Genomic DNA, 24,792 nt, shown 5'->3' with positions numbered 1-24,792 from the left:
AATCTCTTGCGACATGTTGCTCCTGAACGTAAGCCCGCAAGGCAAAAACGACAAGACCTCGAGCCCTGCGCTTGGGGATGAGAGAGGCCTCCAGCCATGACCCAGCGCTTCGATGTGATCCTCAAAGGCGGCACCGTCGTCAACCAGGATGGCGAGGGTGTTCGCGATATCGGCATCACCAATGGTCGCATCGCCGAGCTGGGCCCGCTGTCGCAAAGCTCCGCTGCCGAGGTGATCGACTGCAAGGGTCTGCACATCCTGCCCGGTGTGATGGACACGCAGGTGCATTTCCGCGAGCCCGGGCTGGAGCAGAAGGAAGACCTCGAGACCGGCTCGCGCAGCGCCGTGATGGGCGGTGTCACTGCCGTGTTCGAGATGCCGAACACGTCGCCATTGACCGTGACGGAAGCCACCTTCACCGACAAGGTCAAGCGCGCCCATCACCGCATGCATTGCGATTTCGCCTTCTTCATCGGCGGCACCCGCGAGAACGTGCAGGACCTTCCGGTGCTGGAGCGCGCGCCGGGCTGTGCCGGCGTGAAAGTGTTCATCGGCTCCTCGACCGGCGCGCTGCTGGTGGAGGACGACGAGAGCTTGCGCCGCATCTTCCAGGTGATCCGCCGCCGCGCGGCATTCCATGCCGAGGATGAGTACCGCCTCAACGACCGCAAGTCGCTCCGCATCGAGGGTGACCCGCGTTCGCATCCGGTCTGGCGCGATGAGACCGCGGCGCTGATGGCGACGCAACGGCTGGTCAAGCTCGCGCACGAGACCGGCAAGCGCATCCACGTGCTGCACATCTCGACCAAGGAAGAGATCGAATTCTTGCGTGACCACAAGGATGTCGCCTCCTGCGAGGCGACGCCGCATCATCTCACGCTGGTCGCACCCGAATGCTACGAGCGGCTCGGCACGCTGGCGCAGATGAACCCGCCGGTGCGCAGCGCCGATCACCGCGCCGGCATCTGGCGCGGCATCGAGCAGGGTATCATCGACGTGCTTGGCTCCGACCACGCCCCGCATACGCTCGAAGAGAAGCAGAAGACCTATCCCGCCTCGCCTTCCGGCATGACCGGCGTGCAGACGCTGGTGCCGCTGATGCTCGATCACGTCAACGCCGGCCGGTTGTCGCTCGCAAGGTTCGTCGATCTCACCAGCGCCGGCCCGGCGCGTCTCTACAACATGGCCTGCAAGGGCCGTATCGCCGCCGGTTACGATGCCGATTTCACGGTGGTCGATCTGAAGCGCAGCGAGACCATCACCAACAAATGGGTGGCCTCCAAGGCCGGCTGGACACCGTATGACGGCGTCCGCGTCACGGGCTGGCCCGTCGGCACTTTCATCCGCGGCCGCCGCGTGATGTGGCAGGGCGAACTCGTGACGCCGTCGCAGGGCGAGCCGGTGCGGTTTCTGGAGACGCTGAAGCAGTAGCGGGCTCCTGTCTCGTCATTGCGAGGAGCGCAGCGACGAAGCAATCCAGACTGCCGCCGCGGAGACGCTGGATTGCTTCGCTACGCTCGCAATGACGGGGGGAGAGGTCTACACTTTCTCTCGAACGGGAGTGCAGCCAATGTCCGAGTCCACCGCCCTCATCACCACCGAGCAGCTCGCAGCCCACCTCGGCGATCCCAACCTCCGCCTCTACGATTGCACGACCTACAACGAGCCGGTCCCACCCGGCAGCGACGTGCCGTATCGCGCCGTGCCCGGCGACAAGACGTTCGCGGCCGCCCACATCCCGGGCGCCGACTTCCTCGACCTTCAAGGCGAGTTCTCCGACACCTCTGCGCAGCAATTCTTCATGATGCCGGGCGTCGCCCAGCTCGAGGCCGCTTTCGGTCGCCATGGTGCGGATGCAAGCAAGACCATCGTGCTCTACAGCATCGGCACCATGATGTGGTCGACGCGGTTCTGGTGGATGCTGCGCTCGCTCGGCGTCGATGCGCAGGTGCTCGACGGTGGCTTCGACAAATGGAAGCAAGAGGGGCGGCCGATCGAGACCGGCGCATCGAAGGGCTATCCGGCGACGACCTTCAAGGCCACGCCGCGCGCGGGCTTCTTCGTGGACAAGACCGCCGTGAAAGCGCGGATCGGCGATCCCTCGACGGTGATCGTCAACGCGCTCGGGCCGCAATTTCATCGCGGTCTCGAGCCGAGCCGCTACGGCCGGCCGGGCCGCGTGCCCGGCAGCGTCAACGTGTCGGCTGCGACGCTCGTGAACGCCGACAAGACGCTGACCTCACTGGCGGATGCCGAAGCGAAATTCGCCGCGGCAGGCGTCACACGCAACAAGACCGTGATCTGCTATTGCGGCGGCGGCATCTCGGCGACGATCGATTTGCTGATGCTGACGCAGCTCGGCTACGACAAGCTGACGCTCTACGATGCCTCGATGGGTGAGTGGGCGAGAGATCCAACGCTGCCAGTCGAGACAGACTGAGGCTCGAAGTGCCTACTGCCTGGAGAGGTCGATCGAGAATTCGCCGTTGCGGATGCGCGCCGGAAAACCCTCGACGAATTTCGCCACCGCATCCTCGCCATAGGTGCTCACGAGCTCGGCGAGCGCCGCAAACAGGCTTGCCTGCGCCAGGCAATCGCCGTCGACACCGTCATGGCGCGCCTCGGCCCAGGCCTCGTTGAGATAGCTCAGCGCAGCCTGTTTCTGCTCGTGATCGGGCAGCGGCGCGCGGGCGGGAGCGTAGGACACTGGATGGCTCATGAAACTCGATCAGGGCTGGGGCGCGATCCACGGCGATGCGCTGCACGAGAGGTGTAGCACGCGCATTAACGACCGCTAGGCCACATCTTTAGGAACGGTTAACGGCTGTGAACAAAGACGATGACGGAGTTCCCGAGAAGCTCAGTTCGCGTAGCGCGCCGTGAGATCGCGCGAGATCTTCGCGCCTTCCTCGATGTAACGGCGGATCGCCACTGTCGCCGCCGGCGTGCAGCTTCGATAGGTCTGCTGAAAACCGTTATAGCCGCGGTTGAAGCCGGCGATCATGCGGGTGCGGCGCTCGCCGGCGGGGGTTTCGGCATCGATCAGCGCCTGCATCTCGCTGCGCCATTTGTTGCCCTCGTTGGAGCCGCAGATGCCGCGCAGATAGTGCAGGCCGCCGAGGATCTCGGCCAGCCGCTGCAAATCGGCGTCGAACGGCGCCGCCACGTCCTGGGCCCGGGCGGGCGCGGAAGCGCAGGCGAGTATCAGGGCAAAAATGGCCAGAATTCGCGTCGACATCGGCGGGCTGTATGCCCCCTCGGGGCGGAGGACGCAAGGCGGGGCGATCAGGAGCCGATCAGCCGGTAAGCCGGTGAGCCGATAGGATGATCTCCTCCAGCCCCGCGGTCAGCTTGAGGTCGCCGAGGCTGCCCAGAGCGTTCGGGTCGATCCAGCGGTAATCGTCGAGCTCATCGTTCAAGGCCGGTTCCTTGGCCACCCAGCGGGCGGCAAAGGACATGATCAAATAATGGCCGGAACCGGGTGCGGCCGGCAGCACCTCGCGCCAGCCGGCAAGGCTGATGATCTCGATTACGAGCCCGGTCTCCTCGTCGACCTCGCGGCTCAGCGCTTGGTGCAGCGATTCGCCGAATTCGACCCGGCCGCCGGGCAGCGAATAGAAGCCTTTCGCGGGCGAGCGGGCGCGGCGGGTCAGCAGCACCTTGCCGTCGCGAAAGATCGCGGCGCTGACCGCGATCTGGGGGTGGCTGGGCTGGATGACCGTGGCCATGTCTCGTCAGCTACCTGGCTCAGTTCGCCATGATGGTATCGACGTCGGCTTCCGCGCCGCCATTGATGATGCCGCCGCAAGCCGCGATCAGCGGCTTGACCCAGAGGGTGGCCTGCTCGGCCAGGCGAACGCGGGTCGTGTCCTTGTCGACCTCGCGCATGGCCGAGCCGACCGCGGTCAGGATCGAGGTCATGGTGTCGGTGATGTGGTCGAACTGGGTCCGCACGCTCGGCTCGGCCTTCTCATAGGCTTCGATCGCCAGATCCCGTGCCTTGAAGTTCGACGCCGTAAAATGTTCCGCATAGGACAGTGGCGACCAGGTCAAAAAGTCCTCGGCGCATTCCGGCATGTCCGGGACCATTTCCAGAAGCATCACGGCTTCATTGAAATGGTTGAGATAGTCGGTGGCAAGCCCGGTCCGCGGATTGATGTTGGCCGCCCGCAGCCGTTCGGCCCAGGCCGCGGCCTCGGGGCCCGTCTGTGCGCGCGTCGCGGGTTGGGAGGCCGTTGAGCTCATCGGCGGCAGTGTTAACGTTCGGGGTTAAAAGGACCTGAACGGACCCTATATTGGCGCAACGATGTGTGGACGCTTTGTCATAACTTCGGCCCCCGCGGCTTTACGGCAACTGTTCGGCTATATCGAGCAACCGAATTTCCCGCCCCGGTACAATGTCGCGCCGACGCAACCGATTCCGGTCGTCCTGGTCGAGAATGGTGCGCGCCATTTCCGCTTGATGCGCTGGGGATTGTTGCCGGGCTGGGTCAAGGACCCCAAAGGATTTACGTTGCTGATCAACGCCCGCTCCGAGACGGTGCTGGAGAAGCCCGCCTTCAAGAGAGCTATACGCCGGCGGCGCGGGCTGATCCCGGCCGATGGCTATTACGAATGGAAGGCGGTCGACGGCCGCAAGCAACCGTTCTTCATCCATCGCGCCGATGGCGCGCCGCTCGGCTTTGCCGCGGTGTTCGAAACCTGGATCGGGCCGAACGGCGAGGAACTCGATACGGTCGCGATCGTCACGGCGGCCGCGGGCGAGGATCTGGCTGCGCTGCATGACCGCGTGCCCGTCACCATCAGCCCGCGCGATTTCGAGCGCTGGCTCGATGCTCGCAGCGACGAGATCGATTCGATCCTGCCGCTGATGACCGCCCCGCGCATCGGCGAATTCGCCTGGCACCCGGTCTCCACCCGCGTCAACCGCGTCGCCAACGACGATGAGCAGCTGCTCTTGCCGATCAGCGCGGAGGAGATGGAGGCGGAAGCCGTGAAGCCGAAGAAGGTGGTGCGGAAGGCGGCAGGTGCGGCGGCGGATGATGGGCAAGGGTCGTTGTTCTGATCACCGCTGCCGTAGGGTGGGCAAAGCGAAGCGTGCCCACCATCGTGTATCGAGCAAGCAGATGAATGGTGGGCACGGCGCGTTGCGCCTTTGCCCACCCTACGGCAGCGGAGTTTCAAACAATCTCCCGCGCCCTCAGCGCCGCGATCTCCGCCGCATCGAACCCGAGCTCGCCCAGCACTGCATCCGTATCCGCGCCCAATTCCGGCGCCATCCGGTCCAGTCTGCCGCCGCCATGGGCGAGCTTGAAGCCGCTGCCGGCAAAGCGCAGGCGGCCGTATTGCGTGTCGAGCTCCTGGATCGCGCCGCGGGCCTTGATCTGCGGATGATCGATGATCTCCTCGATCTTCCAGATGCTGGCGCAGGGCGCGCCGGCGTCCTCCAAAATCGTCTCCCATTCGCGCGCAGGCCTGGCCGCGAGCGCCTCCTCGATGATGGCGCGGAGCGCGGGCTCGTTCTCGTTGCGGGAAAACCAGTCGGCGAAGCGCGGATCCGACAGCGTGTCCTCGCGGCCGAGCGCGGCCATCAGCGCGCGGTATTGTTTTTCGTTGTTGACGGCGAGCAGGATGTGGCCGTCGCCGCATTTGAACAGGTTCGCCGTGGTCCTGCGGCTCACCGCCTGGTTGCCTGAGAGCTGCTGGCGATGGCCGGCGACCGACCAATCCGCGATCTGGCCGGAGAGAAACGCCATCGTCGCCTCCAGCATGGAGACGTCGATGAGTTGCCCCTTGCCGGTGCGGTCGCGCTGGTAGAGCGCGCTCGACACGCCGAACGCGGCGGTCGCGCCGGAGAGCACGTCGCACACCGCAAAGCCCGCGCGCGTCGGTCCCGTCTGGGGATGGCCGGTGATCGCCATGATGCCCGACAGCGCCTGCATCTTGCCGTCATAGCCGGGCCGCAGGCGATCCGGGCCGGTCTGGCCAAAACCTGACACCGCGCAGTAGATCAGCTTTGGATTGATCGCCGACAGCGCTTCATAGCCGATGCCAAGCTTGTCCATGACGCCCGGGCGGAAATTCTCCATGACGACGTCGACGGTCGCGGCGAGCTTCTTCACGATCGCGATGGCGTCGGGCTTTTGCAAATCGAGCGTCAGGCTGCGCTTGTTGCCGTTGATGGCCTGGAACGCCGGCGCCAGCCCGCGCTCGGCCCATTCGCGCGACAGCGGCGTGCGGCGCATGTCTTCGCCCTCGCGCCGCTCGACCTTGATGACGTCGGCGCCGAGCAGCGCGAGCTGATAGCTCGCATAAGGGCCGGCCAGCACTTGGGTGAAGTCCAGGATCTTCACGCCCTCGAACGGTCGCGTCACGTCGCTCTCCCCATTATTTATTGTTGTCGGAAGACGTCAGGCGGCGCGATTGCCGCGCGCGATCTCCTTCTGCTTGTCGAATTCGGCGCGGCGGCGTGCCAGCTCTTCGGGGCTCAGTTGCGCGACGTTGTTATAGTCGAGCTTCCAGGAGGCATCCTCGCTCCAGCGCAGCGGCGATTGCATCGTCGTCTGCGGCCCGCTCGCGCTCTCCAGCACTTTCAGCGCCAATTCCAGCGTCTGTGCTTGCGAAGCAACGTCGTGCGGCTTGCCGGCGGAATTGCCGAGCGGAAAGTCCGAGAACAGGAATCGCGGCACGGCGGCGTGCTCGATGATGTCCTTGGCGCAGCCCATGATCACGGTCGGAATGCCGTTGGCCTCGAGATGCCGCGCCACCAGCGCCGTGGTCTGATGGCAGACCGGGCAGTTCGGCACCAGCACGGCGACGTCGACCTTGTCCGCAATGCAGCGCGCCAGAATCTCCGGCGCGTCGGTTTCGAGCGTGACGCGATGGCTGCGGTTGGTCGGCGCGCCGAAGAAGCGCTGGCTCACTTCACCGATCCGGCCTGCGGCGCTTGCCTTCAGCAGCTGCGGCAGCGGAAACCAGGTGCCGTTGTCGGTGGCCGTCGTGTGCTTGCGGTCGTAGCCGATATGCGAGATGCGCAAATCGTGTGGCTGCGACGTGTCGCCGTCGTACACCTGATAGAACTTCGCGCCGCCATTATACGCCGCGCCCGGCCCCTGATCGCCCTTGCCCGGATCGTACGGCGCAGCGGTCGTGATGATGGTGACGCGCGATTGCGCCAGCGGCTGCTTCAGTGCCTGAAACGGCGCCTCGGTGTAATGCGCCCAGCGATACGGCGTGGTGTAGCCGATCGCGGTGTAATAGTCCCGCGTGCGCTGCATATAGGGAATGGGGGCATCATAGTCGGGCGCAAAGCCGAATTCATCGTCGCGCGGAGCGGACATGGGCGCGTCTCCTGGTTCTTGGTTGGAGACCAGACTAGAGATAGTCGGCGGGTAGCTCAACAGGCGCCACGACTGCGCAGGCCTGAATTGCAGGGTTGATAGAGCGAGCCGCGCTCTTTCCCCTCTCCCCTTGTGGGCCTTGTGGGAGAGGGTGGCTCGCCGCGATAGCGGCGAGACGGGTGAGGGGTATCTCTCCACGCGTCCAACTCTCGCAGGGGTTCGCGGAGACATACCCCTCATCCGGCGCTTCGCGCCACCTTCTCCCACAAGGGGAGAAGGGAAGAACCCAGCGGCAGGGCTACCGGAAAATATGCAGCGCGGCGTATTGCAGCAGCATGATCGCCTTGGCGTCGATGATCCGGCCGTCGGCGATCATCGCCAGCGCCTCGTCGATGGAAAGCTCCAGCACCTCGATGTCCTCGCCCTCATGTTCGAGGCCACCGCCGTCGCTGACGCGCATCGAAGGCTCGTATTCGGCGACGAAGAAGTGCAGTTTTTCGGTCACGGAGCCCGGGCTCATGAAGGCCTCGAACACCTTGTGGACGTCGTGCAGGCGATAGCCGGTCTCCTCCTCGGCTTCGGCGCGGATGCGCACCTCGGGCGCGGCATCGTCCAGCACGCCGGCGGCCGCCTCGATCAGCAGATCGTCGTAGCCGCGGATGAAGGCCGGCAGGCGGAACTGGCGCACCAGGATCACGCTGCGCCCGGCGCGATTGTAAGGCAGCACGGCGGCGGCGTTGTCGCGCTCATAGGTCTCGCGGTGCTGCGTCTGCCACTCGCCATTGGCGCGCCGGTACTCGAACGTGGTGGCCTTCAGCGTGGTCCAGCCGTCCGAGAGCACGCGGACGTCCTTGATGCGGACGCGGTCGGAAATGGTCATGGCTTGATCTCAGTTGCTTGCAGGGGTCGCGCGGCCGTCGAGCCACTTCTGGAACATCACCGACGTCGATTCCTCGAAGCCGAGCGACTGATAGAACGCATTGGCCTGCGCATTCTCGCGGCGCACGAGGAGTTGGAGCTTTGCAATGCCGGCACTCCGCAGCCAGTCTTCGGCGGCCGCCATGATCACCCGGCCAAGACCGCGTTTGCGGCAGTCCGGATCGACCGCGACGTAATAGACCCAGCCGCGATGGCCGTCATGGCCGAGCATGGCGGTTGCGACGATCGCGCCACCATCGCGGCCGATCAGCACGGTCGAATTATCCCGCCGCCGCGCCAGCGCGATGTCGGCATGCGGATCGTTCCAGGGCCGCGTCAGGCCGCAGCGCTGCCACAGCGCGACCGCCGGCTCGACATCGGCATCGGTGATGGCGTCGATCGCAAGAACACTCACAGCACCTTCCCCGGGTTCATGATGCCCTGAGGATCGAGCATCGCCTTGATTGCGCGCATCAGCTCGATCGCGGTCTTGTCCTTCACCTCAGGCAATTCGTCGCGCTTGAGCACGCCGATGCCGTGCTCGGCCGAGATCGAGCCGCCCATGCGCAGCACGATCTCGAACACGACCGCGTTCATCTCGTGCCAGCGCGCGAGATAATCCGCGGTGTTGGCGCCGATCGGCTGGCTGACATTGTAATGCAGATTGCCGTCGCCGAGATGGCCGAACGGCACCGGCCGCGCGCCGGGGATCAGCTTCACCACGGCAGCATTGGCTTCCTCGATGAAGGCGGGCACGGCGGCGATCGGCACCGAGATATCGTGCTTGATCGAGCCGCCCTCCGGCTTCTGCGCCGCCGACATTTCTTCGCGCAGCTTCCAGAAATTGCCGCGCTGGGTGAGGTTGGCCGCGATCACGGCGTCGTCGACGATCTCCTCCTCCATGGCGCGGGCGAGGATCGTCTCCAGCGGCGTGCGGGCGTCGTCGCTCGGCGAGGACAGTTCCATCAGCACGTACCAGGGATGCTTCTCTGCGAGCGGATCGCGCACGTCGACGCCGTGGCGGATCGAGAAGTCCACCGCCATCTCCGATAGCAGCTCAAAACTCGTCAGCGCATTCGCAGCTTCGCTCTGCGCGATCGTGAGCAGCTTCAGTGCCGCGGCCGGCGACTTCAGCCCGACATAGGCTGTCTCGATCGCCCGCGGCTTCGGAAACAGTTTGAGCGTCGCCGCGGTGATGATGCCGAGCGTGCCTTCCGCGCCGATGAAGAGGTTGTGGAGATTGTAGCCGGTGTTGTCCTTCTTCAGCTTCGACAGCACGTTGAGCACGCGCCCGTCGGCGAGCACCACTTCCAGCCCCAGTGCCATCTCGCGCGCGACACCATAGGCGAGCGCGGCGGTGCCGCCGGCATTGGTCGAGAGATTGCCGCCGATGGTGCAGCTCCCCTCCGCACCCAGCGACAACGGAAACAGCCGGTCGACATCGGACGCCTTCTGCTGCGCGATCTGCAGCACCACGCCGGCCTCGCAGGTCATGGTGTTGGAGGCGGTGTCGACCTCACGGATCTTGTCGAGCCGGCGCAACGACACCACCACCTCGCCATTGTGCGGCGTCTGCCCGCCGACCAGCCCGGTGTTGCCGCCCTGCGGCACCAGCGCAATTTTATGCGCGGAGGCGAGCTTGCAGATATCAGCCACTTCCGCGGTCGAGCCCGGGCGCAGCACCAGCGGCGAACGGCCGTGGAACAGATTGCGCTCCTCGGTGACATAGGCCTCGATGTCGGCCGCATCGGTGATCGCGTGCTTGTCGCCAACGATCTTGCGGAATTGGTCGATCAGCTCGGGCGCAAGCGGAGGGGTGGCGGATTTGTTGATGTTCATGGTCTCGTCTCTACTTCGCTCTCATCTCGCAACAGCCGCCCGCCGCAGCCGGTCGTTGATCGCTTCGCCCAAATCCTCTTCGGGGATCGCCATCACGGCGATCGCCCGCGGTCCCTTCGCATCGAGCGCGCGAAGATAACCGAACAGATTGGCGGCGGCTTCATCGAGATCAGCCGCGGGCGACAAATTCATGACAGCGGCGGCGCCCTCCAGGCCCGGCAGACGCGCAGGACCGAACGCCAGCAGCGCCTCGCCTGGCGCGACATCCTGCGCATTGAGCCGCACATTCGCGCGCGGCGCGTAATGCGAGGCGAGCATGCCCGGCGCCAGCGGCTGGCTGTCGTCGCTCTCGGCCTCTACCGGCGGTCGCGCCAAGGCCATGCCGAGCACGGCCTCGATCCGCTCGCGCGACAGCCCACCGGGCCGCAGCAGCATCGGCGCCTCGAAGCAGCCGACGATGGTCGATTCGACGCCGACCGCGACCGGCCCGCCGTCGACAATCAGGTCGATCCGCCCCGCAAGATCGCTCTCGACATGGGCGGCAAGCGTCGGCGAGACGTGGCCGGAGATATTTGCCGACGGCGCCACCACGGCCCGGCCGAAGGCGCGCAAAATGGCCTCCGCCACCGGATGAGCGGGAATGCGGATCGCGACGGTGTCGAGGCCGGCGGTGGCGAGATCAGCCACCGGGCAGTCCTCCGTCTTCGGCACCACCAGCGTCAGCGGCCCCGGCCAGAACGCCTCGGCAAGCCTCAAGGCCCGCGCATCGAACCGCCCGATCCGCCGTGCAGCGGCGAGGTCGGCGACATGGGCGATCAGCGGATTGAAGGCCGGCCGCCCCTTGGCGGCATAGAGATGGGCGATCGCGGTGGCATTGGCGGCGTCCGCGCCGAGCCCGTAAACCGTCTCGGTCGGAAACGCGACCAGCCCGCCGGCGGCCAAAATCCGGGCGGCGGCTTCCGCGCCGGCCTCGCCGGCCGGCAAAATCGACGTTTCAAGACCCGTTTTCACAGGGACAAAATTCCTCAGCTCGGCCGCTTGCGGTGCGTCACACCCGACGCTATAAGCCGGCCTCTTGTCGGAGTGTGGCTCAGCCCGGTAGAGCACTGCGTTCGGGACGCAGGGGTCGCAGGTTCGAATCCTGCCACTCCGACCATTCTTCCAAAAGTTGACGTTTTCCTAAAGACTTGGCGGACCGGCCGCCAGTTGCCTCGGGACGCCTTATTGCAACGATTTTCGGGGCGGGTCCACGGCCGATTTGGCTGGGCAGGGGCGCCTGTCCCGGTGGCATGCCTTGTCATTCGCCGTAAAACCGACGCTCCGGCGTCGCGAGCTGGGTCAGAGGGCTACCGCCTTGCCACCAGCACGCCCACCAGAAACGCCACCAGCAGCGACGGCAGCGGGGCCTCGCGGACCATGCCGCGAACGATGTCCGGCCAATGCTGCTCTGGGACCAGTCTTGGAGATCTGACTTCGGCCATCGGCGTCATGCCCCAATCCGATGCGAGTTCGCCGATCTCGCTCGATGCGAGCCGCGAGCCGTCGCGCACCCGGAAGATCGCGGCTTCGGATCGCTCACGCGGCGCGAGCGCCATCACCGTCGCGATGGCCGTGCGCAACGTCATCTCGCCAAAGCCTTGCAGTCGCACCGACTCCTCGGGGTCGGACGTCATGCGAAAACCCTCACAGCGCGAAGTGGTGCGCGATGGTGAATGCTGCCGTCGCGCACAGGACCAGCGTGGAAACCGCGCCGGTCACACCGCGCGCGAAATGGGCTCGCGTCAGGTGCCTGGTCATGATTTTGCTCCATGCTCTCCAGGGCAATGACGGGCGCAGGCGTTGGTTCCCTCGCCACGCCGAATCGTCAGGCCGCGCTATTTCCGCAAGAGCTCCCGCAACGCGGCTGTCGCCTCGGCGCAGCGGATGTCGTCGATCTCCCGCGACAGGCTAAGCGCGCTCGATTTCAGCTCTTCCACCTTCCAGCTCTCGGGATGCTGGCTCTCGAGCTGGCTCAGTCGCTTGTTCAAATCGTCCAATCTGGATTGAAGCTGCCCGATGCTGGCCGCTCCATTCACGTTCCAAACGCGTTGTGCACGCATCGTCATTCCCCTGACTTGTCTCACGGCGTTGTGAGCAGGGTTCGTGGCCGCAATGGGCGTTTCTTTTGTCCGGTCTTAGATCGCCGGGAACCGTTGCAGATTGGCAACGAAAGTTCCTGGAATTCCTGGGCGCCCTGGCTCATCCTGAACCCCGCCAGCTCCGACAGGCGCGGAATCTGCATATGCGCGACCATCGTATGCGCGTGCACGATGATGGGCCCGCCATCCGGGAAACGAACGAGGGAAGATTCGTGGCGAGATTTGTGACTGTCGCAGCTGGCCAGCTGGGCCCGATTGCGAGGACCGAAACGAGGACAGAGGTCGTGGCGCGGCTGATGGCATTGATGCGCCAGGCCAAGGCCAATCGCTGCGATCTGATCGTCTATCCCGAGCTCGCACTCACCACGTTCTTTCCGCGCTGGTACTTCGAGGACCAGGCCGAGATCGACGGCTTTTTCGAGCGCGAGATGCCCGGGGCCGAGACGCAGGCTCTATTTGATCTGGCGCGCGAGAGCGGCATCGGATTTTGCCTCGGCTATGCCGAGCTTACGGTCGAGGCCGGAATCGCTCACCGCTACAACACGTCGATCCTGGTCGACAAAAGCGGCGCGACCGTTGCGAAATACCGCAAGGTCCATCTGCCGGGCCACGCCGAGCACGAGCCTTGGCGCAAGTTTCAGCATCTGGAGAAGCGATATTTCGAGCCCGGCAGCGGCTTTGGCGTGACCGAGACTTTCGGTGGCGTGATGGGGATGGCGATCTGCAATGACCGCCGCTGGAGCGAGACCTATCGGGTCATGGGCCTGCAGGGCGTCGAGATGGTGATGATCGGCTACAACACGCCGGTGCACAATCCGCCCGCGCCCGAGCATGATGACCTCTCGCTGTTCCACAATCATCTGGTGATGCAGTCGGGCGCCTACCAGAACGGCACCTTCGTCGTGGGCGTTGCCAAGGCGGGCGTTGAAGAGGGCGTCGACCATATCGGCGGTAGCTGCATCATCGCGCCCTCCGGCGAGATCATTGCGAGATGCACGACCAAGGGCGACGAGCTCGCATTCGCCCGCTGCGATCTTGATCTCTGCAATTCCTACAAGCGTACGACGTTCAATTTCGATGTTCATCGCCAGCCGCAGGCCTACAGGATGATCGTCGAGCGGAAGGGCGTGGCGACGATGGCGGACGGGACGCCGGTGCGGCCGAAGGGGTGAGCGGCTCTGCGCGTTGTTTTGCGACGCAATCTCCCCAAGGTCGTCCCGGCCCGGTGCGCAATTGCGCACGGGGGGCCGGAACGACAGCGAGGTTGCGCCTTTGCCCACCCGACAGCCGCGGTTATAATCAGCGCCAAAAAGGTCCGTCATGATCCACGTCTGTTCGCTCGCCGCCCTTCCCGAAACCGTCCGCCGCACCGGGGCCAGCCATGTGCTGACCGTGATGGCCAATGTCGAGCAGGTGGTGCGGCCGGCGTCGGTGCTCCCTGCCAATCATCTCAAGGTGTCGATGGACGACATCACCGAGGAGATGGATGGCTTTGTCGCGCCGTCCGAGGCGCATATCGACCAGGTGCTGAATTTCGTCCGCGGCTGGGACCGCGGCGCGCCGCTGGTGGTGCATTGTTATGCCGGCATCAGCCGCTCCACGGCGAGCGCATTCGCCGCCGTCTGCGCGCTCAATCCGGATCGTGACGAGGTCGAGATCGCGAAGAAGATCCGCACGGCCTCCCCGATCGCCTCGCCGAACCGGCGCATCGTCGGTCTCGCCGACCGCGCGCTGGGGCGCAACGGCCGCATGCTGCGCGCGCTCGACGAGATGGGCCCGGGCGAGATGATGGTCGAGGGCCGCCCCTTCGTGATCGAGCTCGAATGAGGCGGGAGTCGAATAGCAGCCGCGACGGGACTGCGCCCCCTCTCCCGCTTGCGGGAGAGGGTCGGGGAGACGGTGTCTCCGCAACGGGACAATCCCCTAGAGGAGAAAGCCCTCACCCGGCGTTACGCGCCGACCTCTCCCGCAAGCGGGAGAGGTTACAGCGAGCCCGCGGCGAGGTTGCCTCCATCAACCGGCAAGTCTTTCTGCCAACGTCCGCGGCGTCAGCCGCATGAGTGACAAGCTGCTGACGCCGATCGAGATCGGCCTGACTGCCGCGATCGTCGCGATCGAGGATCATGAGCCGCTGGTGCTGACCGCGCGCGGCAGCGACGGCTTGACCGGCCTGCCGTTCGGTCCGTTCGATGCGCCGAGCCATCGCACCTTCGAGATCGGCCTGCGCGCCTGGGTCGAGCAACAGGCGAGCTTGCGGCTCGGCTATGTCGAGCAGCTCTACACCTTTGGCGACCGCGGCCGCCATGCGGAAGCCGGTGACACCGGCGCGCATATGGTGTCGATCGGCTATCTCGCGCTGACGCGCGCCGCCGAGGGCGCTGCGAATGCGGCGAGCTTCGAGCCCTGGTATCGTTTTTTCCCCTGGGAAGACTGGCGCGAGGCGCCGCCCGCGATCATCGCCCGTGACATCATCCCGGAGCTCAACAAATGGGCCGAGGAGGAGACGCCGGAGACGACACGCGCATTGCCGCGAAAAGATCGCGTGCGGTTCTATTTCGGCCTCGAGGGTGCGGCCTGGGACGAGGAGCGCGTGCTCGACCGCTATGAACTGCTGTACGAGGCCGGCCTCGTCGAGGAGGCGCGGCGCGACGGCCGGCCTGCGGCATTGGCACGCAAGACGCTGCCCGCGCTCGGCACCTCGATGCGGTTCGATCACCGCAGAATCCTCGCCACAGGAATCGCGCGGCTGCGCGCAAAACTGAAGTATCGCCCTGTGGTATTTGAACTTTTGCCCGCCGAGTTCACACTCACTGAGTTGCAGTACACGGTGGAGGCGATCTCCGGCCGCCACCTGCACAAGCAGAATTTCCGCCGTCTGGTCGAAACCGAAGCCCTGGTCGAACCGACCGGCGTGATGTCGACACAGACCGGCGGGCGGCCGGCGGCGCTCTATCGCTTCCGCCGCGACGTGCTCCAGGAGCGGCCCGCGCCGGGCTTGCGCGTACGCTCCCGGCGCTAGATCAAGATTGCGATCGGCCCCTGCCCGCCGATTCGCCAGGAGGCCCCATGTTCGACGCTGCCTTCGACCTCTTTGCAGTGATGTTTGCGATCGTCGCGTTCCTGATCGCGCTGAAGGCCTCCAGCCAGGCGGCCGAGCTGCGCCGGCGGCTGAACACGCTCGAAGGGATGTTGTACGCGCAGCGACAGGTCCAGCCTCCGCCGCTGATGCCGTCGCAGAACCAGGCCCCCGCGCCTCCGACGACCGCGGAGGGACCACCGCCGCTTGCACCCGAGTCCGAGCCGACGTCGCCCCTCGTCGCGGATCAAGTGGCACCGCCTCCCCTCGAACCGAGCGCTGATGCACCGCCTCCTCTGCCGGCAGCTGAGCCCGGCTTCGAGGAACGGCTCGGCACGCGCTGGGTGGTGTGGATCGGCGGGCTTGCGCTCGCACTCGGCGGCTTCTTCATGGTGCGCTATTCGATCGAGGCCGGCCTGGTCGGCCCCGGCGTGCGTGTGTTCCTCGGCGGCCTGTTCGCGCTGGCTTTGCTGGGCGCCGGCGAATGGACGCGGCGCAAGGAGAGCATCTCCACGATCCAGGCGCTGCCGATCGCCAATATCCCCGCGATCCTCACCGCGGCCGGCACCGCGGTCGCGTTCGCAACCGTATATGCGGCCTACGCGCTCTATGACTTCCTGGTGCCCGCCACAGCCTTCGTGCTGCTCGGCCTCGTCGCGCTCGGCACGCTCGCCGCAGCACTGCTGCACGGGCCGGCGCTCGCCGGCCTCGGCGTGGCCGGCGCCTTCGCGACGCCGGTGCTCGTCTCCAGCGCCAAGCCGGACTATTGGGCGCTCTATATCTATCTCGCCATCGTCACCGCCGCGAGCTTTGGCCTCGCCCGTATCAAGCTGTGGCGCTGGCTGGCCGTGACGACGATCGTCTTCGCCGTGCTCTGGACTTTTCCGGGACTCGATACTGGCGAACTGCAGATCGCGGCGCATGCCTTCCATGTGATCGCCGGCTTCGTGCTGGCCGCACTTCTCGTCGTCTGCGGCTTCATGTTCGGCCCGACCATCGATGACGGACAGATCGAGCCGGTGTCGTCGAGCGCGCTCGGCGCCTATCTGTTCGGCGCGATGCTGATCGTGCTGTCGAGCGCGCATGCCGATCTGGCGCTGATCGCCTTCACGCTGCTCGTTGCGGCGACGCTGTTCGTCGCCTGGCGCGCGGAGGCCGCAGCCGGCGCGCTGGGCGCGGCCGCCGCGACCGTGTTCATCGTGTTCGCCGAATGGGCCGTGCGCGCCAATCCGGACATGCTGGTGCTGCCGGGCAGCGCCATGCCCGGCATCACGCCGACCGCCACCGACAGCGCGGTGACGCTGCATCTGATGATGGCAGCGATCTTCGCCGCCGGCTTCGGCATCGCCGGCTTCTTCGCGCAGGGCCGTTCGAATTCGGCGATCATTCCCGTGGTGTGGTCGGCGGCGGGTGTCGCCACGCCGATCGCGATCCTGGTCGCGCTCTACGCCCGCATCGCCCATCTCGACCACTCGATCCCGTTCGCGATCCTCGCGGTGCTGCTCGCTGCCGCCTTTGGCGCCGCGACGGAAACGCTGACCCGCCGCGACACCCGGCCGGGCCTTGCGATCTCGACGGCGCTGTTTGCGACCGGCACGCTCGGCGCATTGGCGCTGGCGCTGACCTTCGCGCTGCAGAAGGGCTGGCTGACCATCGCGCTGGCGTTGATGTCGCTCGGCACCGCCTGGATTGCGATGCAGCGGCCGATCCCGTTCCTGCGCTGGCTTGCCGCCATCTTCGCCGGCATCGTCACCGCGCGCATCCTCTATGATCCGCGCATCGTCGGGGACGCCGTCGGCTCCACGCCGATCTTCAACTGGCTGCTGTGGGGCTATGGCCTGCCGGCCGCCTCGTTCTGGGCGGCGAGCCTGTTCCTGCGCCGACGCGCTGACGACGCGCCGCTGCGCATGGTGGAGGCGGCCGCGATCCTGTTCACCGCGCTGCTCGCCTTCATGGAGGTTCGCCATCTCGCGACCGGCGGCGACATGATCGCAGCGCCGTCACTGCTCGAAGCAGGCCTCCAGGTCTGCGTGTCATTGGCGATGGCGATTGGGCTGGAGCGATTGCGGCTGCGCAGCCATAGCATCGTGCACAATGTCGGCGCGGTCGTGCTCACGGCGATCGCCGGCTTCGTCAGCGTGTTCGGCCTGCTGTTCCTGGAGAACCCACTGCTGTGGCACATCGACGTCGGCGGCGCCGTGTTCAACCTGCTGCTGCTCGGCTACGCGCTGCCGGCGGCGCTGATGCTGCTGCTCGCCTATGCGGTGGTCGGTGCACGCGGTAAAGTCTATGCGAATACGATTGCGGGCGCGGCCCTCGTGTTTGCGCTGTCGTACCTGACGCTGGAGATCCGCCGTTTCTACCACGGCCCGTTCCTCACCAGCGGCGAGACCACGGGCGCGGAGCAATACACCTATTCGATCGGCTGGCTCGCCTTCGGCGTCGTGCTGCTCGGCATCGGCATAACAGTCAATTCCGAGCGGGCGCGGCTGGCGTCTGCCGCCGTCATCGCGCTGACGATCCTGAAGGCCTTCGTGATCGACATGTCGACGCTGACCGGCGTCTACCGGGCGCTGTCGTTCATGTGCCTCGGCATCGTGCTGGTCGCGATCGGCTGGCTCTATCAGCGCATCCTGTTCCGGCGGCAGGTCCCGCCGCCGGCTCCGCAGACAGGCAGTTGAGGATCAGGCCGCGCGGACCGATTCCAGGAACTGCGCGACCTCGACCTTGAGGCGTGTGCTGTCGATCGCCAGCGACTTCGCCGCCGACAGAACCTGCGTCGAAGCCGAGCCGGTCTCGATCGCACCGCGCTGCACGTCGGTGATGTTCATCGAGACTTGCTGCGTGCCGAGCGAGGCCTGCTGCACATTGCGCGAGATTTCCTGCGTGGCGGCGCCCTGCTCCTCGACGGCGGCGGCGATCGCTGAGGACACTTCCGACAGCCGCTCGATGGTGCCGCCGATCTCCTGGATCGCGCTGACCGATTCCTGCGTCGCCGACTGGATGCCAGCGACCTGCGCGCCGATCTCGCCGGTCGCCTTCGCGGTCTGCTCCGCCAGCGCCTTCACCTCGGAGGCGACGACCGCGAAGCCGCGGCCAGCTTCGCCCGCGCGCGCCGCCTCGATGGTGGCGTTCAGCGCCAGCAGGTTGGTCTGGCCCGCGATGGTGTTGATGAGCTCGACGACGTCGCCGATGCGGGAGGCCGCCTGCGACAGCTCGTTGACGCGCGCATTGGTCCGCGCCGCCTGATCGACCGCTTCCGCGGCCATGCGCGCCGAATCCTGCACGCGGCGGCTGATCTCGGTGACGGAGGACGACAGCTCTTCGGACGCCGAGGCGACCGACTGCACGTTGGTCGACGCTTCCTCGGAGGCAGCCGCAACCGCCGTTGAGAGCTCCTGACCGCGACGCGCGGTGTTGGTCAACGTCGTTGCAGACGCCTCGAGCTCGGTCGAGGCCGAGGAGACGGTGCCGACGACTTCGCCGATCATGGCCTCGAACTTGCGGGTGATGGCATCGACGCGGCGGCCGCGCTCGATCTTGGCCTCGGCGTCGCGTGCGGCCGCTTCATCAGCGGCCCTCTTGGCAATCAGCGCTTCCTTGAAGATCTGCAGCGCATCGGCCATCGAGCCGATCTCGGTCTTCTCGCCGTGATGCGGCACCTCGGCCGAAAGATCGCCCTCGCCGAGCGACTGCATCGGCTTGATGATCGAGGCGATGCCCCGCGAAACGTCGCGCACGAGATAATAGGCGGCGCCGATCGCGATCGCCACCGAGGCGATGATGATGCCGACCAGCACACGGAAGATCGTGGCGTAGCTGTCGGCCGCCTGCTTCGTTTCCAGCTCGGCGCCGTGGTTGTTCATCTCGATGCCCTTTTGGAGCAAAGGATCCGCCGCCTGGGCCATCTTCGCGACCTTGGTCTGCAGCATCTCGTTGGCGTCGGCCGGGAACTTGCCGGGGCTCTTGCGCGACAGCGCCATGACGTCCTGCACGCCGTTCAGATATTCGGCCCACGCCCTGGTCCATTGCTCATAGAGCGAGCGTTCCTCGGCGGAGGTGATCAGCGGCTCGTAGACCTTGCGGGTCTGGTCGATGCGCGCCTGCAGCGAGGCGAGGCGCTTCTCCGCAGCCGCCTTGCCCTCAGCGGTGTCCTGCATCAGGTGAAGGCGCAGCGCAACGCGCAGCTCGTTGATGTCGGCGCGCATCGAGCCGAGCGCACGCACGCTCGGCAGCCAGCTCTGTGCGATCTCGACGGTATGGGAATTGATGTTCTGCATGGTGCCGATCGCCACCACACCGACGCCGGCGAGCGAGAGCACGAGCACCGACAGCACGGTCAGAAGCTTGAAGACGATCGACAATTTCGACATCACGACAAATCCCGATGATAGCTAAACGCACAAGCCACCCGCGCCGCGACCGTCACGGTGGACGGCTGGGCGGAAGTCATTCCAACAATGCTGGCTGGTTCTTATCCGGTAAGATTGTGCCCATAGTCGCAAACAGGCGTTAACAAGAACCTAGGGGAATTACGGAATTCGCTGTCGTGAGTGTGATCCGCTCCGCAACGATGCTTTGCAGCGCAACAAACGCGACTTCCGTTAACGTCCGTCCGCTTTGGCAGGCGTGTCAGCCAAGTGCGCGGCCTCGCCGACCAGGCTGATGCGGAACACCGGCTGCTTGTTCTCGTCGAGCAGCTCCATGCTCCATTTCGCGTTCGGCTTCAGATTGCGCGAGATGCTGCCGAGCAGATTGGCGCAGACCTCGGTCATCTCTTTCCAGGCGGCGTCGCGATCCTCGAATTCGTACGGTTGATCGGCGGCGCCGGAATAGCGGCCGGTGCTGATGCGGAAGAAATACAGCGACATTTTTGAACCTTGCATAGGGCCGCCCCCCGGCCGTTACCCAAGGCTGGGGCGCCAGTCGCTACCAAGGCATAAAAACCGCGGGCCGTATGACTACGGCGCCGCGGTTTCGCGTGCGAGCATTCGTCAAAGGCGGGTAAATTGCGCGCGCAGTTTTGCGCCAGATATCACTCGGTCGAGCGGCGCAGCTCGAGCGGACCTTCGTTCTTCGGCTCGGATTTAACTTCCGACTTCACGGGCTCGATCCGGCCGCTCTCGACCCGCGGAGTCTCGACGCGCGCGGCGACCTCGGTGCTCGATGTGTTGACCGAACCGGTCTGCTCCGACGCACGCAGCGCGCGCGGCCGCGCAACGGCGCGCGCCATCAGCATCTGGTTGCCGCCCTGGTGATGGAAGTCGCAATAGGCGAAGCCCATGCCCGAGACCGAGCCGCGGAAGCTACGGTCGTCGGTCTTTTCCAGGTTGAAACAAGGCTCGAACGGAATGCCCTTGATCGAGGCGCACACGTTCTGGCCGCGGATCTGGAGCGTGTTGCCTGGCAGGCGGAGATGGCGCACCGGGCCTGAGCCCGAGAACTGCACCGCGCCGGCAGCGCCGAGATCGTCGAGGATACGGCCTGCGCCACGGGTGCCGTCGAAACAGGTGAAGGCGAACACCTTGCCGGCGACGAAGCGGCGTGCCTCATCCGCGTTCATACTCCCGGCCAAGGCGATGGCCGGCGCAAACGTCACGACTGCCGTGACAGCCCCCAACACGATACGCGCAAGCATGCTCAACTCCGAACTAACCCCCGCAGCGGGCGATGCCTTATCTCTTTACCCGGTGCTTACCATACCAACCATGGCGACATTGAAGCAGCTTGGTTGGTAAAGTCTGAACGCCGTTAGACAATTTTTACCACGATACGACCGCGAACCTGGCCGGCCAGGATTTTCGCGCCCCATTCCGGAACTTCGTAAAGCGGAATTTCCGTAGTGATTTCAGATAGTTTAGACCGATCCAGATCGGAAGCGAGACGCTGCCAGGCGGCCTTTCGCGGCGGAAGCGGGCACATCACGGAATCGATGCCGAGAAGGCACACCCCGCGCAAAATGAAGGGTGCGACAGAAGACGGCAGGTCCATGCCGGCGGCGAGACCACAGGCAGCGATCGCGCCACCATATTTCGTCATCGACAGCAGATTGGCGAGCGTGGTCGAGCCGACACTGTCGATGCCACCCGCCCAGCGCTCCTTGGCCAGTGGCTTTGCCGGCGCCGACAATTCATTGCGGTCGATCACCTCGGCAGCGCCGAGGCTCTTCAGATAATCCGCCTCCGAGGCGCGGCCGGTCGAGGCGATGACGTGGTAGCCGAGCCAGGACAGCACGGCGGTCGCGACCGAGCCGACGCCGCCGGCAGCGCCCGTGACCACCACCGGACCGCTCTTCGGCGAGACGCCGTGCTTCTCCAGCGCAAGCACGGAAAGCATCGCGGTGAAGCCTGCGGTGCCGATCGCCATGGCATCGCGCGCCGACAGGCCCTGCGGCAGAGCGACCAGCCAGTCGCCCTTCACCCGCGCCTTCTCGGCATAGGCGCCGAGATGGGTCTCGCCCATGCCCCAGCCGGTGCAGACGACCTTGTCGCCCGCTTTCCATTGCGGATGCGATGAGGCTTCGACCGTGCCGGCGAAATCGATACCGGCAATCATCGGGAAGCGGCGCACCACCGGCGCCTTGCCTGTCAGCGCGAGGCCGTCCTTGTAGTTCAGCGTCGACCATTCGACGCGGACCGTGACGTCGCCCTCCATCAGCTCGGCTTCGTCGAACTGGGTGAGCGCGGCAGTGGTGCCCTTGTCGGCCTTGTCGATCCGGATCGCCTTGAATGTGGCCACAGCTGAACTCCCTGACTTGTTTGACCGGGATGTTTAGCCGATCAGGCAGGCTGTGCAACCGCTCGTGCGACCGGTTTCTCTACGATCGGAAGATTGATCAGCGCCGAGAGCACGCCGAACAGGATCGAGAGCCACCAGATCGGCGTGTAGGAACCGTACTTTTCGAACACGATGCCCCCTAACCAGACGCCGAGGAAGCCGCCGACCTGATGGCTGACAAAGGCGAAGCCATAGAGCGTGGCGAGCCAGCGCGTGCCGAACATCAGCGCCACCAGCGCCGAGGTCGGCGGCACCGTCGACAGCCAGGTCAGGCCGGAGACCGCACCGAACGCGATCGCCGAGAACGGCGTGATCGGGAACGAGATGAAGGCGAGCGTCGCGAGCGCTCGGGTGAAATAGATCGTCGAGAGGATGTAGCGCTTCGGCAGCGAATTCTGGAGATAGCCGACGCTAAGCGAGCCCATGATGTTGAACAGGCCGATCGCCGCAATCACCCAGCCGCCGGTTTGCGTCGAGATGCCGCGGTCGACCAGGAACGCCGGCAGATGCACGGTGATGAAGGCGAGCTGGAAGCCGCAGGTGAAGAAGCCCAGCACCAGCAGCACATAGGAGCGATGGCCGAAGGCCTCTGCAAGCGCCTTGGTGATGGTTTGCTCATCCGCAGGCGCTGCATTGGCCGTGCTTGCGACCGGTGGCGTCGAGATCGCCAACGCCAGCGGAATGATCAGCAGCATCAGGAAGCCGAACACGGTGAGCGCCTGCTGCCAGCCGAAATTGTCGATCAGCGCGACACCAATGGGCGCGAACAGGAACTGGCCAAGCGAGCCCGCCGCGGTGCCGGCGCCGAGCGCAAGGCCGCGCTTCTCGGCCGGCAGCAGCTTGGTGAAAGCAGACAGCACCAGGTTGAACGAGCAGCCGGCGAGGCCGAAGCCGACCATGACGCCTGCCCCGATGTTGAGGGACATCGGCGTCGAGGAATAGCGCATCAGCAGCAGGCCGCCGGCATAGAGCAGCGCGCCGACGCACATCACGCGGAACAGGCCGAAGCGATCGGCGATCGCGCCCGCGAACGGCTGGCCCAATCCCCACAGCAGATTCTGGAAGGCGATGGCGAGGCCGAACACGTCGCGGCCCCAGGCGAATTCGTGGCTCATCGGCTGCACGAAGAAGCCCAGCGCCGAGCGCGGACCGAAGCCCAGCATGCCGATCGCGCAGCCGCAGAGGATGATGACAGCCGGCGTGCGCCAGTTGGAGGAACGGGTCGGACCCAGCTCGCCTGCTTGTATCGACATGGTGTTCCTCCTCGGGCCCCAGGCGGATCTGCAAATCGGCAGCCGCGTGTCAGGCGTTTAATGCAAATGCATGAAAGTCCCAAGTCAAAAGTGATTGCGTTCCACGAGGGGCTGTCGCGCGAGCATTGCGTTTCATCGCGGTCTTGCCGGGCGCGACGAGACTGGACTTGACGAGAATGTGTGCGGCGAGACCTAGCGGCCCCCTGATCAGCGTGTTATCTTTGATTTACTCAGATTGAGTATATGCAAGCTCTGAAGAAACCCACCGGCCCTTTCGGCCGGATTTCTCAGGCGCAATATATACTCATATTGAGCATAAATATCATGCACGGGAGGCTTCGATGCCGATCACTGGAATTTACGGCCCCGACGATCTTGCAGGTAGGTCGCAGAGCCAAACTACCGCTCCCCGCACCGCACCAGTGCGAACCGGACCCGCGTTGCCGCGGCCCTCACTGGAATGGACCAGCGAGATCGAACGCGCCACCGCGCCGATCTACGAGCGCGTCAAGCATGTGATCCCGCCGATCGAGTGGCCGCTGATGGCGCCCACGATTCACGCGATCAATGAACTGAAGCGCGCGCGCAACGCGGTGATCCTCGCCCACAACTACCAGGCGCCGGAGATCTTTCATGGCGTCGCCGACATCGGCGGCGATTCGCTTCAGCTCGCCGTCGAGGCCACCAAGGTGAGGGCCGATGTCATCGTGCAGTGCGGCGTGCACTTCATGGCGGAGACCTCAAAGCTGCTCAATCCGGACAAGACGGTGCTGATCCCGGATTCGCGCGCCGGCTGCTCGCTCGCCGCCAGCATCACCGGCGCGGACGTGCGGCTGCTGCGCGAGAAATTTCCCGGCGTGCCTGTGGTCGCCTATGTCAACACATCGGCCGAAGTGAAAGCCGAGGTCGATATCTGCTGCACTTCGTCGAACGCGGTGCAGGTGGTGGAGAGCCTGAACGCGCCAAGCGTGATCTTCCTGCCAGACCGTTATCTCGCGACTTACGTCGCCTCGAAGACCGATGTGAAAATCATCGCCTGGAAGGGCGCCTGTGAAGTGCATGAGCGCTTCACCGGCGACGAGCTGCGCGCCTTCCGCGATGCCGATCCCTCCGTGCAGATCATCGCGCATCCCGAATGCCCGCCGGACGTGCTGGCGGAAGCCGATTTCACCGGCTCGACCGCGCACATGATCAACTGGGTGCGCGAGCGGCGGCCGAAGCGGCTGGTGATGATCACGGAATGCTCGATGGCCGACAATGTCCGCGCCGAGCTGCCCGATGTGGAAATGCTGCGTCCCTGCAATCTCTGCCCGCACATGAAGCGCATCACGCTGTCCAACATTTTGGAGAGCCTGCTGACACTCGGCGAGGAGGTGACGATCGACCCCGCACTTGCGATACGCGCGCGGCGCTCGGTCGAGCGGATGATCAATCTGAAGAATTGAGGGCGT

25 protein-coding genes and 1 tRNA gene are annotated in these 24,792 nt (G+C 65.4%); 9 read left to right on the top strand and 17 right to left on the bottom strand.

The features are described 5' to 3' along the window. The first annotated feature begins 96 nt into the window (after positions 1-96). Together ACP2YP_RS10460 and ACP2YP_RS10455 are read left to right on the top strand one after the other, a co-directional pair. Complete coding sequence (locus tag ACP2YP_RS10460) at positions 97-1,431, top strand: dihydroorotase (RefSeq protein WP_426424044.1); 1,335 nt, start codon at positions 97-99, stop codon at positions 1,429-1,431. A 139-nt stretch (positions 1,432-1,570) separates the two neighbouring features. After that, a complete protein-coding gene (locus ACP2YP_RS10455) occupies positions 1,571-2,440 on the top strand; it encodes a sulfurtransferase (RefSeq protein ID WP_426424043.1) in 870 nt (289 codons plus the stop codon). Between the two features lie 12 nt (positions 2,441-2,452). On the opposite strand, the gene ACP2YP_RS10450 is transcribed toward ACP2YP_RS10455, so the two are convergent. The 4 genes from ACP2YP_RS10450 to ACP2YP_RS10435 form a co-directional block, all read right to left on the bottom strand. After that, the gene (locus ACP2YP_RS10450) at positions 2,453-2,719 is read right to left on the bottom strand and encodes a hypothetical protein (protein WP_426424042.1); all 267 of its coding nucleotides are present in this window, start codon (positions 2,717-2,719) and stop codon (positions 2,453-2,455) included. A gap of 141 nt (positions 2,720-2,860) precedes the next feature. Then, positions 2,861-3,238 carry a TIGR02301 family protein gene (locus ACP2YP_RS10445; RefSeq protein WP_426424041.1) on the bottom strand — a complete coding sequence of 126 codons (378 nt, stop codon included), beginning with the start codon at positions 3,236-3,238 and terminating at the stop codon, positions 2,861-2,863. A gap of 58 nt (positions 3,239-3,296) precedes the next feature. Beyond that, positions 3,297-3,728, bottom strand: coding sequence for an NUDIX hydrolase (locus ACP2YP_RS10440; RefSeq protein ID WP_426424040.1), 432 nt, complete (start codon positions 3,726-3,728; stop codon positions 3,297-3,299). A 19-nt stretch (positions 3,729-3,747) separates the two neighbouring features. Then, on the bottom strand, positions 3,748-4,245 hold the full coding sequence (locus tag ACP2YP_RS10435; RefSeq protein ID WP_426424039.1) for a hypothetical protein: 498 nt from the start codon (positions 4,243-4,245) through the stop codon (positions 3,748-3,750). A 61-nt stretch (positions 4,246-4,306) separates the two neighbouring features. On the opposite strand from ACP2YP_RS10435, the gene ACP2YP_RS10430 reads away from it, so the two are divergent. After that, positions 4,307-5,065 carry an SOS response-associated peptidase gene (locus ACP2YP_RS10430; protein ID WP_426424038.1) on the top strand — a complete coding sequence of 253 codons (759 nt, stop codon included), beginning with the start codon at positions 4,307-4,309 and terminating at the stop codon, positions 5,063-5,065. A gap of 115 nt (positions 5,066-5,180) precedes the next feature. Here ACP2YP_RS10430 and ACP2YP_RS10425 read toward each other — a convergent pair whose 3' ends face one another. The 6 genes from ACP2YP_RS10425 to ACP2YP_RS10400 form a co-directional block, all read right to left on the bottom strand. Then, a complete protein-coding gene (locus ACP2YP_RS10425; RefSeq protein WP_426424037.1) occupies positions 5,181-6,374 on the bottom strand; it encodes a CaiB/BaiF CoA transferase family protein in 1,194 nt (397 codons plus the stop codon). Between the two features lie 36 nt (positions 6,375-6,410). Further along, complete coding sequence (locus ACP2YP_RS10420; protein ID WP_426424036.1) at positions 6,411-7,340, bottom strand: glycine reductase; 930 nt, start codon at positions 7,338-7,340, stop codon at positions 6,411-6,413. 298 nt (positions 7,341-7,638) lie between these two features. Next, positions 7,639-8,220, bottom strand: coding sequence for an NUDIX domain-containing protein (locus tag ACP2YP_RS10415; protein WP_426424035.1), 582 nt, complete (start codon positions 8,218-8,220; stop codon positions 7,639-7,641). A gap of 9 nt (positions 8,221-8,229) precedes the next feature. Continuing rightward, a complete protein-coding gene (locus tag ACP2YP_RS10410) occupies positions 8,230-8,673 on the bottom strand; it encodes a GNAT family acetyltransferase (protein ID WP_426424034.1) in 444 nt (147 codons plus the stop codon). Then, positions 8,670-10,097: an FAD-binding oxidoreductase gene (locus ACP2YP_RS10405; RefSeq protein ID WP_426424033.1), complete on the bottom strand. Its 1,428-nt coding sequence runs from the start codon at positions 10,095-10,097 to the stop codon at positions 8,670-8,672. Before ACP2YP_RS10405 ends, ACP2YP_RS10410 begins: the two co-directional genes overlap by 4 nt. A gap of 21 nt (positions 10,098-10,118) precedes the next feature. After that, positions 10,119-11,108: an L-threonylcarbamoyladenylate synthase gene (locus ACP2YP_RS10400; RefSeq protein ID WP_426424032.1), complete on the bottom strand. Its 990-nt coding sequence runs from the start codon at positions 11,106-11,108 to the stop codon at positions 10,119-10,121. A gap of 68 nt (positions 11,109-11,176) precedes the next feature. Here ACP2YP_RS10400 and ACP2YP_RS10395 point away from each other — a divergent pair. Next, a tRNA-Pro gene (locus tag ACP2YP_RS10395) sits at positions 11,177-11,253 on the top strand. Between the two features lie 190 nt (positions 11,254-11,443). Here the strand turns inward: ACP2YP_RS10395 and ACP2YP_RS10390 are convergent. After that, complete coding sequence (locus ACP2YP_RS10390; protein ID WP_426424031.1) at positions 11,444-11,770, bottom strand: hypothetical protein; 327 nt, start codon at positions 11,768-11,770, stop codon at positions 11,444-11,446. A gap of 201 nt (positions 11,771-11,971) precedes the next feature. Beyond that, on the bottom strand, positions 11,972-12,196 hold the full coding sequence (locus tag ACP2YP_RS10385; protein WP_128953248.1) for a hypothetical protein: 225 nt from the start codon (positions 12,194-12,196) through the stop codon (positions 11,972-11,974). Between the two features lie 251 nt (positions 12,197-12,447). Here ACP2YP_RS10385 and ACP2YP_RS10380 point away from each other — a divergent pair, with 251 nt between their 5' ends. The 4 genes from ACP2YP_RS10380 to ACP2YP_RS10365 all read left to right on the top strand — a co-directional run bounded on the left by ACP2YP_RS10380 (position 12,448) and on the right by ACP2YP_RS10365 (position 17,992). Beyond that, complete coding sequence (locus ACP2YP_RS10380) at positions 12,448-13,407, top strand: N-carbamoyl-D-amino-acid hydrolase (protein WP_426424030.1); 960 nt, start codon at positions 12,448-12,450, stop codon at positions 13,405-13,407. Positions 13,408-13,555: 148 nt separating this feature from the next. After that, positions 13,556-14,062, top strand: a complete 507-nt coding sequence (locus tag ACP2YP_RS10375; protein WP_426424029.1) for a tyrosine phosphatase family protein — start codon at positions 13,556-13,558, stop codon at positions 14,060-14,062. Between the two features lie 229 nt (positions 14,063-14,291). Next, positions 14,292-15,254: an NUDIX hydrolase gene (locus tag ACP2YP_RS10370; RefSeq protein ID WP_426424028.1), complete on the top strand. Its 963-nt coding sequence runs from the start codon at positions 14,292-14,294 to the stop codon at positions 15,252-15,254. Between the two features lie 47 nt (positions 15,255-15,301). Then, a complete protein-coding gene (locus tag ACP2YP_RS10365; protein WP_426424027.1) occupies positions 15,302-17,992 on the top strand; it encodes a DUF2339 domain-containing protein in 2,691 nt (896 codons plus the stop codon). A 3-nt stretch (positions 17,993-17,995) separates the two neighbouring features. On the opposite strand, the gene ACP2YP_RS10360 is transcribed toward ACP2YP_RS10365, so the two are convergent. From ACP2YP_RS10360 to ACP2YP_RS10340, 5 genes are all read right to left on the bottom strand, one after another. Then, positions 17,996-19,684, bottom strand: coding sequence for a methyl-accepting chemotaxis protein (locus ACP2YP_RS10360; RefSeq protein ID WP_426424026.1), 1,689 nt, complete (start codon positions 19,682-19,684; stop codon positions 17,996-17,998). A gap of 231 nt (positions 19,685-19,915) precedes the next feature. Continuing rightward, a complete protein-coding gene (locus ACP2YP_RS10355) occupies positions 19,916-20,182 on the bottom strand; it encodes a DUF6894 family protein (protein WP_426426104.1) in 267 nt (88 codons plus the stop codon). A 164-nt stretch (positions 20,183-20,346) separates the two neighbouring features. Next, the gene (locus ACP2YP_RS10350; protein ID WP_426424025.1) at positions 20,347-20,949 is read right to left on the bottom strand and encodes a hypothetical protein; all 603 of its coding nucleotides are present in this window, start codon (positions 20,947-20,949) and stop codon (positions 20,347-20,349) included. Positions 20,950-21,062: 113 nt separating this feature from the next. Continuing rightward, positions 21,063-22,049, bottom strand: a complete 987-nt coding sequence (locus ACP2YP_RS10345; protein ID WP_426424024.1) for an MDR family oxidoreductase — start codon at positions 22,047-22,049, stop codon at positions 21,063-21,065. A 41-nt stretch (positions 22,050-22,090) separates the two neighbouring features. Then, positions 22,091-23,341 carry an MFS transporter gene (locus ACP2YP_RS10340; protein ID WP_426424023.1) on the bottom strand — a complete coding sequence of 417 codons (1,251 nt, stop codon included), beginning with the start codon at positions 23,339-23,341 and terminating at the stop codon, positions 22,091-22,093. Between the two features lie 341 nt (positions 23,342-23,682). Between ACP2YP_RS10340 and nadA the strand changes: the two genes are divergently transcribed. After that, positions 23,683-24,786, top strand: a complete 1,104-nt coding sequence (gene nadA / locus ACP2YP_RS10335; protein ID WP_426424022.1) for a quinolinate synthase NadA — start codon at positions 23,683-23,685, stop codon at positions 24,784-24,786. Positions 24,787-24,792 lie beyond the last annotated feature (6 nt).

The sequence above is a fragment of the Bradyrhizobium genosp. A genome (assembly GCF_049949275.1).
Classification (GTDB): Bacteria; Pseudomonadota; Alphaproteobacteria; order Rhizobiales; family Xanthobacteraceae; genus Bradyrhizobium.
This window is presented reverse-complemented; position numbering and strand designations above follow the sequence as displayed.

What these genes read in the sequence shown, in the direction of transcription:
- ACP2YP_RS10370 (WP_426424028.1), top strand. Translation starts at nt 14,292, where the DNA reads ATGAGTGACAAGCTGCTGACGCCGATCGAGATCGGCCTGACTGCCGCG.
- ACP2YP_RS10440 (WP_426424040.1), bottom strand. Translation starts at nt 3,728, where the DNA reads ATGGCCACGGTCATCCAGCCCAGCCACCCCCAGATCGCGGTCAGCGCC.
- ACP2YP_RS10350 (WP_426424025.1), bottom strand. Translation starts at nt 20,949, where the DNA reads ATGCTTGCGCGTATCGTGTTGGGGGCTGTCACGGCAGTCGTGACGTTT.
- ACP2YP_RS10455 (WP_426424043.1), top strand. Translation starts at nt 1,571, where the DNA reads ATGTCCGAGTCCACCGCCCTCATCACCACCGAGCAGCTCGCAGCCCAC.
- ACP2YP_RS10460 (WP_426424044.1), top strand. Translation starts at nt 97, where the DNA reads ATGACCCAGCGCTTCGATGTGATCCTCAAAGGCGGCACCGTCGTCAAC.
- ACP2YP_RS10355 (WP_426426104.1), bottom strand. Translation starts at nt 20,182, where the DNA reads ATGTCGCTGTATTTCTTCCGCATCAGCACCGGCCGCTATTCCGGCGCC.
- ACP2YP_RS10420 (WP_426424036.1), bottom strand. Translation starts at nt 7,340, where the DNA reads ATGTCCGCTCCGCGCGACGATGAATTCGGCTTTGCGCCCGACTATGAT.
- ACP2YP_RS10405 (WP_426424033.1), bottom strand. Translation starts at nt 10,097, where the DNA reads ATGAACATCAACAAATCCGCCACCCCTCCGCTTGCGCCCGAGCTGATC.
- ACP2YP_RS10435 (WP_426424039.1), bottom strand. Translation starts at nt 4,245, where the DNA reads ATGAGCTCAACGGCCTCCCAACCCGCGACGCGCGCACAGACGGGCCCC.
- ACP2YP_RS10430 (WP_426424038.1), top strand. Translation starts at nt 4,307, where the DNA reads ATGTGTGGACGCTTTGTCATAACTTCGGCCCCCGCGGCTTTACGGCAA.
- ACP2YP_RS10360 (WP_426424026.1), bottom strand. Translation starts at nt 19,684, where the DNA reads ATGTCGAAATTGTCGATCGTCTTCAAGCTTCTGACCGTGCTGTCGGTG.
- ACP2YP_RS10375 (WP_426424029.1), top strand. Translation starts at nt 13,556, where the DNA reads ATGATCCACGTCTGTTCGCTCGCCGCCCTTCCCGAAACCGTCCGCCGC.
- ACP2YP_RS10385 (WP_128953248.1), bottom strand. Translation starts at nt 12,196, where the DNA reads ATGCGTGCACAACGCGTTTGGAACGTGAATGGAGCGGCCAGCATCGGG.
- ACP2YP_RS10340 (WP_426424023.1), bottom strand. Translation starts at nt 23,341, where the DNA reads ATGTCGATACAAGCAGGCGAGCTGGGTCCGACCCGTTCCTCCAACTGG.
- ACP2YP_RS10390 (WP_426424031.1), bottom strand. Translation starts at nt 11,770, where the DNA reads ATGACGTCCGACCCCGAGGAGTCGGTGCGACTGCAAGGCTTTGGCGAG.
- ACP2YP_RS10450 (WP_426424042.1), bottom strand. Translation starts at nt 2,719, where the DNA reads ATGAGCCATCCAGTGTCCTACGCTCCCGCCCGCGCGCCGCTGCCCGAT.
- nadA (WP_426424022.1), top strand. Translation starts at nt 23,683, where the DNA reads ATGCCGATCACTGGAATTTACGGCCCCGACGATCTTGCAGGTAGGTCG.
- ACP2YP_RS10365 (WP_426424027.1), top strand. Translation starts at nt 15,302, where the DNA reads ATGTTCGACGCTGCCTTCGACCTCTTTGCAGTGATGTTTGCGATCGTC.
- ACP2YP_RS10415 (WP_426424035.1), bottom strand. Translation starts at nt 8,220, where the DNA reads ATGACCATTTCCGACCGCGTCCGCATCAAGGACGTCCGCGTGCTCTCG.
- ACP2YP_RS10445 (WP_426424041.1), bottom strand. Translation starts at nt 3,238, where the DNA reads ATGTCGACGCGAATTCTGGCCATTTTTGCCCTGATACTCGCCTGCGCT.